10 protein-coding genes are annotated in these 10,735 nt (G+C 65.7%); 4 read left to right on the forward strand and 6 right to left on the reverse strand.

Translation table 11 applies throughout. The features are described 5' to 3' along the window. Positions 1–37: 37 nt before the first annotated feature. A complete protein-coding gene (locus AAGD32_13285) occupies positions 38–1,267 on the forward strand; it encodes a hypothetical protein (GenBank protein MEM8875216.1) in 1,230 nt (409 codons plus the stop codon). A gap of 3 nt (positions 1,268–1,270) precedes the next feature. Here the strand turns inward: AAGD32_13285 and AAGD32_13290 are convergent, their stop codons facing one another. The 3 genes from AAGD32_13290 to AAGD32_13300 all read right to left on the reverse strand — a co-directional run bounded on the left by AAGD32_13290 (position 1,271) and on the right by AAGD32_13300 (position 5,546). Then, a complete protein-coding gene (locus AAGD32_13290; protein MEM8875217.1) occupies positions 1,271–2,527 on the reverse strand; it encodes a GTPase in 1,257 nt (418 codons plus the stop codon). Positions 2,528–2,534: 7 nt separating this feature from the next. Further along, positions 2,535–4,643 carry a membrane protein insertase YidC gene (gene yidC, locus AAGD32_13295; protein ID MEM8875218.1) on the reverse strand — a complete coding sequence of 703 codons (2,109 nt, stop codon included), beginning with the start codon at positions 4,641–4,643 and terminating at the stop codon, positions 2,535–2,537. Between the two features lie 108 nt (positions 4,644–4,751). Then, positions 4,752–5,546, reverse strand: coding sequence for a metallophosphoesterase family protein (locus tag AAGD32_13300; GenBank protein ID MEM8875219.1), 795 nt, complete (start codon positions 5,544–5,546; stop codon positions 4,752–4,754). A 64-nt stretch (positions 5,547–5,610) separates the two neighbouring features. Between AAGD32_13300 and AAGD32_13305 the strand changes: the two genes are divergently transcribed. Genes AAGD32_13305 through AAGD32_13315 form a run of 3 tightly spaced genes read left to right on the forward strand, consistent with a single transcriptional unit; the run spans position 5,611 to position 8,561 of the window. Further along, a complete protein-coding gene (locus AAGD32_13305; GenBank protein MEM8875220.1) occupies positions 5,611–6,894 on the forward strand; it encodes a homoserine dehydrogenase in 1,284 nt (427 codons plus the stop codon). Next, a complete protein-coding gene (locus AAGD32_13310) occupies positions 6,891–7,271 on the forward strand; it encodes a hypothetical protein (GenBank protein ID MEM8875221.1) in 381 nt (126 codons plus the stop codon). Before AAGD32_13305 ends, AAGD32_13310 begins: the two co-directional genes overlap by 4 nt. Positions 7,272–7,325: 54 nt before the next feature. Then, entirely contained in the window at positions 7,326–8,561 is a 1,236-nt protein-coding gene (locus AAGD32_13315; GenBank protein MEM8875222.1) for an aspartate kinase, read from the forward strand. Between the two features lie 31 nt (positions 8,562–8,592). Here AAGD32_13315 and AAGD32_13320 read toward each other — a convergent pair whose 3' ends face one another. The 3 genes from AAGD32_13320 to accD all read right to left on the reverse strand — a co-directional run bounded on the left by AAGD32_13320 (position 8,593) and on the right by accD (position 10,672). Next, a complete protein-coding gene (locus tag AAGD32_13320; GenBank protein ID MEM8875223.1) occupies positions 8,593–8,859 on the reverse strand; it encodes a hypothetical protein in 267 nt (88 codons plus the stop codon). Positions 8,860–8,911: 52 nt separating this feature from the next. Continuing rightward, positions 8,912–9,733 (reverse strand): APH(3') family aminoglycoside O-phosphotransferase, encoded by an 822-nt coding sequence (locus tag AAGD32_13325; protein ID MEM8875224.1) that lies wholly within the window; start codon positions 9,731–9,733, stop codon positions 8,912–8,914. A gap of 105 nt (positions 9,734–9,838) precedes the next feature. Next, on the reverse strand, positions 9,839–10,672 hold the full coding sequence (accD, locus tag AAGD32_13330; protein ID MEM8875225.1) for an acetyl-CoA carboxylase, carboxyltransferase subunit beta: 834 nt from the start codon (positions 10,670–10,672) through the stop codon (positions 9,839–9,841). Positions 10,673–10,735: the final 63 nt, after the last annotated feature.

The following is a 10,735-nucleotide window of genomic DNA, read 5'->3' on the forward strand; positions in this document are numbered from 1 at the left end:
ACGATTTCGCCGATGCCTAAGTCGTATGTCGGCCCCGATGTTGCAAGCCACCCGCGTGATGATCGCGTCGAAGAACGGACGCGAAGCCAAGGCGATCACGGCACTGATGCGCCAGATCGGCTACGAGCCGCGCAGCGTCGCGCCCGAGCAGGCCATGCGCGAGGCACGCACCGACCCGCCCGACATCCTGCTGCTCGACGGCGAGTTGCCACGGACGGCGATGGACACGACGCTGCGCATCCTCGCGCGGCACCCCGACTGCCGGGCGACGGTCATCCTCCTGCTCGGCCCGCCCGACGGCGACAAGATGGCCCTGCAGCGGCTGCGCATGCTCGACGCGTACAACGTGCTTCCCCGGCCGCTGGGCAGCGAAACGCTGGTGACGGTCTTGCGTGAGGCGGCGGACTGGGCAGCGGACCTGCGAGCCACGTTCGGCATTCGCCATCGCAACCAGGCCGCGGGCGCGACCCGCCACGTCGAGGGCTGCAACAGCCTGCTGGTCCGCGATGTCGCCTGCTACTTCCACGAAACCCCGCAGCCCACGCAGCGTTTCATGCTCCGCAGCGGCAAGGTGCGGGCCGACGTCAATCTCTTCGACGTGCCGGTGTACGAGTCGAGCGTCGCCGGCGCGGACTTCGTCGACTTCAACCGCATCGAAACGATCGTCTGCCCGACGTGCGGCTTCGCGAGCAACGATCCGGGCTGGTTCGTCGACCTGAAGGAAGCCGACGCGCAGGATCCGGCCCCCGCAAACATCGTCGATGCCGCCGCGCTGAGTGCGATTGAGGCCGCGACGGAGGAACGGCTCGAACTACTCGGCAAGCCGGACCGTTTGTTCTGGTCCCACGAGCGGTCGGCCGACCAAGCGATCCTCGCCCTGCGCCTTTCCATCGCCAGCGGGATCACGCTTTACAACGCGAACCCCGAGCGATCCGCACGTGTCGCGTTCAACGTGGCCAACGACTACCTCCGCCTGGCCGTACTGCAGGAGCAGGCCGACGAGCCCACGGGCGAGTCGTTCGCCCAGGCACAGCGTTGGCTTCTCGACGCGTACAATCACCTCGAAGGCCCACGACTGACCAAGGCGATGTACCAACTCCTCGCACTGGGCTTGCGAAGCGACAACCCGAAATCGGGCTACGAGTACCTCAAGCAACTCGACTGCCTCCAACGCAAGTCCGCCGGCAGCGACCGAACGTTTGCCGAGCGCTATCTCAATCGCGCCAAGAACATCTGGTCCGACCGCGACTACCTGCAGGCGGCGTGAGATTCACTTCCCGACGCAGAAGCGGCCGAACACCTCGCCGAGGATGTCGTCGGGCGTGACCTTGCCCAAGACGTTGCCGAGACGATCGAGCGCGACACGCACATCGGCGGCGACGAGTTCCTCGATCTCGACGTGATCGACCGCCGCGTCGAGCGCGTCGATGGCGGCGGCGAGTTCATGGCGATGACGTTGGTTGAGCGCGACGGTCGATCGTTCGCGGCTGAAGGCGAGATCGCTCAGTTGTTGGCGTAAGTCGGGCAGGCCGTGGCCGGTGATCCCGCTCACGCCAACACCGTGGCGATCGTGGCCGGTCGTGACGATCAGGTCCGGCTCACGCGGCAGGTCGACGGCGTGGTCGGCTTCGCAGCGCACCTCGACAAGCACGTCCGCCTCCTCGATCGCACGCAACGCCTGGTCGCGCATCTGTTGTTCGATATCGCCGATCGCGTCATCGAGACCGGCAACGTCGCGGACCTCGACGATCCCGGCGGGCAGCGGCAGCTCGACACCGATGACATCGCGGGTGGTGCCGGCAAGGTTCGAGGTCACCACCCGCTCGGCACCGAGCAGCGCATTGATCAGCGTGCTCTTGCCGGCGTTGGGTCGGCCGGCCAGGACGATCGTCGGCGTGTGCGCGAGACGCTCGAGTCGCGGTGCTTCGGCGAGCAGTTCTCGCAAGTCTGCCGACGCCTGCCGGACACGCTCGCGGACTTGCTCGGGCGGCAGGAATGTCACGTCCTCCTCGGAGAAGTCGATGCCGACTTCCGTGAGCGCGAGGGTTTCGGTGAGCAGGTCCATCGTCGGCCGCAGGCGCTGGGCGAGGTCACCGGCGATGAGTTGGCGAGCGGCGCGCAGTTCCGACGCGTTGGTCGCACCGACCGCGGCACCGACTCCCTCGGCTGCATCGAGCGTGAGCTTGCCGTTGAAGAACGCCCGCGCCGTGAACTCGCCCGGCTCCGCCATGCGTGCGCCAGCGTCGAGGCAAGTCGAGAGAATCAGTCGGGCCAGATGCGGGTTGCCAGGGATGTGCAACTCAACCGTGTCCTCGCCTGTCGCCGAGCGCGGGATACGAAACACCAACGCCAGAGCGGCGAAACGCAACCCGTCGACGGTGAGTTGAATGTCGTGGGCGCCGGGGTCAGGCGGGACATTGAGGCGTGTGGCGATGGCGACGGCGTCGTTGCCGCAGAGGCGGACGATCAAACGCGGGGCGTGACCGGTGGCGCTACTGATGGCGACGATGGTGTCGTGATCGATCACGACCGGCTCACTTTTTCTTGCTCTTCTTCTTGGCAGCCTTGAGCTGGGCTTCGCGTTCGGCCTGGAGTTGCTCGGCCTTCTCCTGCAGCCGGGCGAACCAGCCGGCGATGCCGGTCTGCGGCGCGGCAACCGCCGCAGCCCCGCCCTTCTTCGACTTCGGCGTTTCGACGATGTCGACCTCGATCAACTCGTCCTCGTCACCCTCGTGGTACTTCTTGTAATGGGCACGGACGATCTTGGACTCGATGATGCCGATGGTGGTCGAGGTGAGGATGTACAGGTTCAGTCCGCTGGGCGCGGGGTAGAGGAAGATCGGGAAGATGAACGGGAAGATCCGCTTCATCAGCTTCTGCTGCTGCTCCTGCTCGGGCGAGAGCGCGGCGGTCGGCGCCGGCTGGATGTGCATCTGGATCGCAAACACCACGCCCAACAGGATCGGCAGCAGGTTCAACCCGCTGATCGAGAAGTTGAAGAACAGGCACGGCAGGATCACCGGCTCCCACTCGAGCAGGTGATCCGGCTTGGACAAGTCGTCGATCCACGTGAACCCGTACAGGAACGGTGCGTGCCGCAGTTCGAACGTCGTCTGCAGCGACTGGTACAGCGCGATCCAGATCGGCATCTGCAGGAACATCGGCAGGCAGCCCCAGATCGGCGTCATGCCCTGCTTCTTCTGCACCTCCCACGCGGCCTTGGCGTACGCCTCCTTGTCATCGCCGTACTTGTCCTTGAGCTTCTTCATCGCCGGGCCCATCTTCCCCATCTTCATGAGGTTGATCTGGGACCGCTTGGTGATCGGGTGCAGGGCAAGGCGGACGATCGCGACCAGGCCGATGATCGCCAGGCCCCAGTCCGCAAACACCCAGTGCCAGAACCGCAGCAGCGCGTTGAGCAGGTTCACCACCGGGTCGAAGACGCAGAACGTGCAGCCCGTCGGCGCGACCAGCGTCTTCTCGAACCGCATGATCGAGCTGTTGTAGTAGTCGCTCTGCATGAGCGAGCGCAGCTTCGGGCCGAAGTAGACGGTCAGCGGCAGTTCCGACGTGCGACCGGGTTCGATGGTCTTGGTCTTGGTCGTGAAGGTCAGCGCGACCTCGCGGGCCTTGCGATCCTCGACCTCCGGATTGAGCAGCGTCGCCTCGACCGAGGCGAAGGGCTGGGGGATCTGACCCGCCTCGAACTGTGCATCGGTGAGCGTCGGCCGGACCAACGCCTGGAAGTAAATCGTCGAAGCGCCCGCCCAAGTCAGCACCGCGTTGTCGGTCAGCTCCGAACCGAGTGTGACGTTGGGTGCGTCCTCATCGAAGGACTGGATGATCAGCTGCTCGACCTCAAAATCCTCACCCTCGTAAAACCCGGCAACGATCTGCCGATCCGGACGATCCTCGAGTTCTGCCGGCGGCGTGGTCGGGCCGGCGAAGATCAGCGACACCGGCAGGCGGGCATCGGTGTCGTTCTGGATCGTGTAGGTGATCGCCGTCTCGAAGCCGGCGCCTTCGGTGTCACGTGTGGTGAGGGCGATGTCGGTGTAGAGGCGAAGATTTCGACCGCTCTGCGTCGTGACCGATAGGCCGTAGCGGGCGGACGACGCCGTGGACTGATCCAAGCCCCACGTGGCCCCGCTCAGGTCGATGCGCTGGTCCTCGACGACGATGGCCAGCGGCGTGAACGGCCGCGTGACGTCGCCGCCGCCCTCGTAAGCCTTTTCGAAGACGTACGGATCGTCAGCGTCGACGTCCTGGGTGAAACCGTTGAGCACGACCGAATCGATGCCGCCGCCGTGGGGTGTTAGTTCGATGCCCAGGGCATAGGTCTCATCGTCGCGCTCGACCGAGCCAAGCGTGACTGGTGCGGGGGTGCCGACCGGTACGAGTGTTTGATCCGCATTCCCCGCGGCCGGCGTGTCGGTGCCGTCGACCTCGGCGATCGGTCCGATGGGCCGCGTCGTCGGATCGTCCAACTCGGTGGTGTCGCCGGCGACCCGTTCCTCGATCGGCGGCGTCGTCAGGTCGTAGCCCAGCAGCCCGCCGATGAACGTGACGGCCGGGTACCACGCAAACACGAGCACGGCACCGACGATGATCGCAATCAGCAGGCGTTTCTGGTCTGACTCCATGACAGGCGAGCATGGTAGCGCGGCGATCGGGCAACGCCCACGGCTTCAGCCGTGGGTCTGCACCGAGGTTCGGACACGCGGGCATAGCCACGGCCGAACCCGTGGGCGTTATCTGCCATCCATCAGCCGGCTGCCGAGGAAGTTGTCGAGCGCGGGGATCGCCTGGACTTTTTTCGCGACGGCGTCGATGTCGTAGGCGAGGCGGACGAACGTCACCTTCGGCCCCTGATCGTCGCCGCCGCCGGTCTCGTCGAGGAGCACGAAGCTCGCCCGCGGGTCCCGGTCGCGTGGCTGGCCGACGCTGCCGACGTTCACCACCGCCTTCTCCCCCGCCGGCACGAACGTCAACTCCAGCTCATCCGGCGAGTAAAAATCCGGACCCTCCAGAAACACCCCCGGCACGTGCGTGTGCCCACAGAAGCACAGCGTCTCGAAGCGGTCGAAAATGCTCGGAAACTTGCCGGGATTGGTGTAGATGTCGTCGGGGAAGATGTACTCATTGATCGGCCGACGCGGCGAGGCGTGGACGGCCATGAACAGCGGCGCGTCCTCCTCGTCGAGCTTGTACTCGTGACGCACGGGCAGTCGGCTCAGCGCCTCCCAGCGCCGCTTGCGGCGATCGTCGTCCTCATCCAGCTCGAACTGCCGACGCGTCCAGAAGCAGGCCGACTCCGCTCCGCTGTTGAAGTTGTACGGCTCATACAGCACAGCGAAGTCGTGGTTGCCCATCAGCACCGTGTCACAGCGGCGGATCACGGTGTCGAGGCACTCGACGGGGTTGGGCCCGTAGCCAATGACATCGCCGAGGCAGACGATGCGGTCCACGCCCCGCCGATCGATCTCGGCGAGGACGGTCGTGAGGGCTTCGAGGTTGCCGTGGATGTCGCTGATGATCGCGATCATGAATCGAACCGGCACGGTAAGGCTGGCGGCATGGGCGGTCAATCGGGGCTAAGGTGCGACACGCATGGGTCAGACACTGGGCATCACGTTATTGGGCCATGGCACCGTCGGACGGGCCGTGCGACAGATCATCACCGAACGCGGCGACCTGCTGGCCCGGCGGGTCGGAGCGACGCTCGACGTTCGGCACGTTGTGGTGCGCGACCCGAGCCAGCACGACATCGACACTACCACCGACGCCGAGGCCGCGATCGCCGACTGCGACGTTGTCGTCGAGCTCATCGGTGGTACGACGCGGGCCAAGGAACTCGTCGAGCTTGCGCTGCGCTCGGGCAAACACGTGGTCACGGCGAACAAGTCGCTCATCGCCGCCCACGGGCCGGAGCTATTCGCATTGGCCCGGGAGAACAACGCTGCCATCGGCTTCGAGGCGTCGTGTGCCGGCGGCATTCCGATCGTCCACGCCCTCACCGGGGGCCTGCTCGCCAACGACCACCACGCCCTCGTCGGCATCCTCAACGGCACCTGCAATTTCATCCTGACCAAGATGACCGCCGAGGGGGCGGCGTACGACGAGGCATTGACCGAAGCACAAACCGCCGGCTTCGCCGAGGCCGACCCGACGCTCGATGTCACCGGCCGCGACGCGGCCCAGAAACTTTCCATCCTCGCCTCGCTCGCCTTCGATGCCGCCGTGGTCGAGGACGACGTGCATTGCGAAGGCATCGCGGGACTCGACGCGGCGGACATTGGCTTCGCCGGCGAGCTCGGCTACGTCGTGAAACTCCTTGCCGTGGCCGAGCGCGACGACGGACAGCTTTCCTTGCGGGTCGCGCCGCACCTGGTTCATCGGGGCGACGTGCTGGCCGAGGTGGCCGGGCCTTTCAACGCGGTGAGCGTGTGGGGCGATGCGCTGGGACACAGTTTGCACTACGGCCGCGGTGCCGGCGGGTCGCCCACGGCCAGCGCCGTCGTCGCCGACCTCCTCGGCATCGCACTGGGCACGACGCCCGCCTCCTTCGCCAAGCTCTCGGCCTTCGCGACCAACCCGCCCGCCCGTCTGCGGCCCATCGGCTCGCTGCGTGGACGGTACTACCTGCGTTGCCAGGCGCAGGACGAGCCGGGTGTGATGAGCCAGATCGCCGCCGCGCTCGGCTCGCAGGGCATCTCACTCTCGGGCGTGATGCAACACGAGGCCCACGACGCGACCGTGCCGATCATCGTCACGACCCACGCTGCCGAGGAGTCTGCCATCGACCGGGCGCTCCAGGCAATCGACGCCCTCGACGCGGTGCAGGGCCAGCCGGTCAAGCTCCGCATCCTCGACGTACCGGATGAACAACTGTGACGTCGCCCGCGCTGCAACTCGTTGCCGAGCGCCGCATCCCGTTGATTGACGGCGAGTACGCGGCCGTTGCCAACGTGGTCGTTGCCGACACGCACATCCGCGCGGTGACGTCCGACGACGTTGCCGACGTGCTGCGCGAGCCGATGAAGGACCTGCCCGGCTTCATCTGGCACGCCGGGTCGCCGACGCTGCTGACCTACCACGGCGGCTGGCCGTTCGACCTGACCACACACCGCCCCGCCATCGGCCTGAGCGTCGCCGACCACGAGCCCTATGGCCCTGGCGACGAAGTCATCCGCGAGATGCACGAGATCAGCGCCGAAGTCCTCGGCAACGGAAAACGCCTCTGGATCTGGGATTTCGTGCCCTTCCAATGACCCATTTTGCGGCCGCGGCGCAGCCGCCTGCTTCCCCGCTATCATGCCGACCCCATGGGCATTGTCGTCCAAAAATTCGGAGGCACCAGCGTCGCCGACGCCGAGCGCATCCGCAACGCCGCGACCAAAGCCATCGCCGCCCAAGACGCCGGTCACAAGGTCGCCATCGTCGTGAGCGCGATGGGCAAGACCACCGACGAGCTCGAGGCCCTTGCCCGCGCCGTCCACGACCGACCACCCAAGCGCGAGATGGACCAACTCCTCGCCACCGGCGAACAGATCACGATCGCCGTCATGGCCATGGCCATCCACGCCGCGGGCCACGAGGCGATCAGTTTCACCGGCCCACAGATCGGCCTCAAAACCGACGACGCCCACACCAAGGCACGCATCCGCGAGATCGACTCGGCCAAGATTCACCACGAACTCGACGCCGGGAAGATCGTCGTCGTCGCCGGCTTTCAGGGGATCAGCGAGAGCGGCGCGATCACCACGCTCGGCCGCGGCGGGTCCAACGCGTCGCTCGTCGCCCTCGCAGCCGCGCTGGGTGCGGAGGTCGCTGAGAACTTCACGGACGTGGACGGCATCTTCACCGCCGACCCGCGCATCGTGAAGAACGCCCGCAAGCTCGAACGCGTCAGTTACGATGAGATGCTCGAGCTCAGCAGCGCCGGTGCCGGCGTGCTACAGACACGGGCGGTGGAGTTCGCCAAGAAGCACGGCGTGATCATCCACGTCCGCAACAGCCAGACCGATTTGCCCGGCACGCTCGTCGGGCCGGAGACACCTGAGATGGAACAGATCGTCGTCAGCGGTGCCGCCCTCAAGCGCAATCTCATCCGCGTGACCTTCAACAAGGTGCGCGACGAGCCGGGCATCGCGGCGCGGATTTTCTCCGACATCGCGGCGGCCGGGATCAGCGTCGACGACATCATCCAGACCGTCAACGACGACGGCACCGCCGACATCTCCTTCACCGTCGAGGACGCCGACCTGGTCGACGTGCGCCCGGTGATCGACCGCCTCAAAAACCGCATGGGCGGCGACGTGCATTACCGCGACGACCTGTGCAAAGTCAGTGTCGTCGGCGTCGGCATGCGCAGCCACACCGGCGTCGCCCGCCTGATGTTCGAATCCCTCGCCGACGCGAAGGTCAACATCGAGAACATCACCACGTCCGAGATCAAGATCAGCTGCATCATCCGCAAGGAAGACGGCCCGAAAGCGCTGCAGATCATCCACGACGCCTTCGAGTTGGAAAAGGAACCCGCGGAGCGGGCGTTTCAGTGATCAGCGCGCGTGGTCACGGTGATGCTTGGCATCACTCCCACGGAACTCGCGAGCCAAGGGTGATCGCGACCGTGACGTACAAGATCGCGTAGACCCAGTTGAGCCACAGCCACTCTTGCCCGAACGCTTTGTAGAGCAGCCACGAAACGCCAAACACCGCGAGAGTCAGAGGCGTCAGCCACATCAGCAATAGCCAAAACGCTCGAATCTCGCTCTCAAGTTCGCCCTCGTAGTGTCCGGCTGCCGCCATCGTGTTCGGAAGAAAAGTGCAAACGCCGAGCACGGAGAGAATCGACACCGGGGCCGTCTGAAGATTGCGAAGGTGTTGCGGGCTCAAGGGTCAATGAACATTAACACAGCTCATCCAAGTCCGCGTAGAACTTGAGCTTCTTCTTGTTCACGCGGTCCTTGCCGTACCACTGGTAGAAGGTTTCGACGGTGCGGTACTGGGCCCACACGCCCGCGCCGATGTGGGCGAGGTTGTAGCGGAGGCTTTTGACGACCAGGGCCAGGTCGCGGTGGCGGTCGGCGATGCCGGCGAGGCCGACGTCGAGCACGCCGGCCAGGCCGTTGAAGTCGACGAGTACGTTCGGGAGCGCGAGATCGCCGTGTGTGAAGACGAGGTCTTCCTCAGGCTGTTTCTTGGTCAGCCGTTTGAGCCGGTCGGCGGGCTTCTCGTCCTTGCTCAATTGCTTGGCGTCGATGCGGTTGTTCGCGACGTTTCGCTCGGCGATCGCGAGGCGACGCTCCAGCGTTTCGTCGAACGGACAATCGTCCAGCGGAAGCTCGTGCAACAACCGCGCGGCCTCGGCCATTTGCTTCGCCACTTTGAACGGCTCGTCGCGAATCAGTTCGTGCGTCGGCTTGCCATGGACCGCACGAGTCACGAGATATCCGCACGGGCCCGCACCGTTCTGATGCTGCTCGAACGCCACGACCTCCGGCACCGGCAGCTTCCCCGCCAGCCACCGCAGGCGACGCACCTCGTCCTCCAGCGACACCGCCGGCGTCTCGTGCTGGACCTTCAGGAAACAGCGCCCGACGTCCGGCGACTCGACATCGAACACGCTCGCCCCACTGCAGTTGCCGACGAACAAACGCCCTTCGCCCACGCCGAGTTGCGTGCGAATGGAGTCGGGAACGTGGGAGGGAAACTTGCTTGTCGGCGACATGCGTCTGCGTTGGTCGGGCGGTCGGGGAGCTTCAGCATGGTAGCGGGTCTGCGAGCAAGCCGGCCCCACTTCCCAAACTAAGCTCTAGGCTCTAGTAGCTAACAACTACTTCCCCCCACCACAGTAATCGACCAACCGGGCCACCTCGCTTCGCAGGTCGCGGCGATGGACCACGAAATCGACAAAACCCTTGTCCTGCAGGAACTCCGAGCGTTGGAAGCCGTCGGGCAGCTCTTGGCGGACGGTGCCGGCGATGACGCGGGGGCCGGCGAAGCCGATGAGGGCCTTGGGCTCGGCGAGTATGAAGTCGCCGAGCATGGCGAAGCTGGCCGTGACGCCGCCGGTGGTCGGGTCGGCGAGCAGGCTGATGAACAGCCCGCCGGCGTCGTCGTACCGGGCGAGTGCCGCCGACGTCTTGGCCATCTGCATGAGCGAGAAGGTCGACTCCTGCATGCGTGCCCCGCCGCTGCAGGACACGACGATCAACGGCAGCTTCTGCTGCGTCGCCGCCTCGATCGCACGCGTGATCTTCTCGCCGACGACGCTGCCCATGCTGCCCATCATGAAAGTCGGGTCCATTGCGGCGACGACGATCGGTCGGCCCTTGATAAAACCCTTGCCGCTGACCAACGCGTCGGGCTGGCCGGACTTCAATCGCTCGGCGTCGAGGCGGTCGCTGTACGCCTTGCGGTCCTCGAACTTCAGCGGGTCGGTCGCCCGCAGGTCCGGGTCCATTTCCTCGAACGTGCCGGGATCGATCAGCTGCTTGACGCGATCCCGTGCCGAGACGCGGAAGTGATGGCCGCAGTTGGTGCAGACGTTGAGGTTGTCTTGGACGGCCTTGCGGTAGAGCATCTCCCCACAAGCCGGGCAGCGCATCCAAAGGCCCTCGGGTACGCCTGAGCGTTTGGGGGTATCGCCGGTGTTGAGGCGGGTCATGGCGTGAGTGTAGCGTGGGATTGATCATTTTGCGGCCGCGGCGCAGCCGCCCGCGCGGGCGGC

This window comes from Planctomycetota bacterium, assembly GCA_039182125.1.
In the GTDB taxonomy this organism is placed as follows: Bacteria; Planctomycetota; Phycisphaerae; order Tepidisphaerales; family Tepidisphaeraceae; genus JBCDCH01.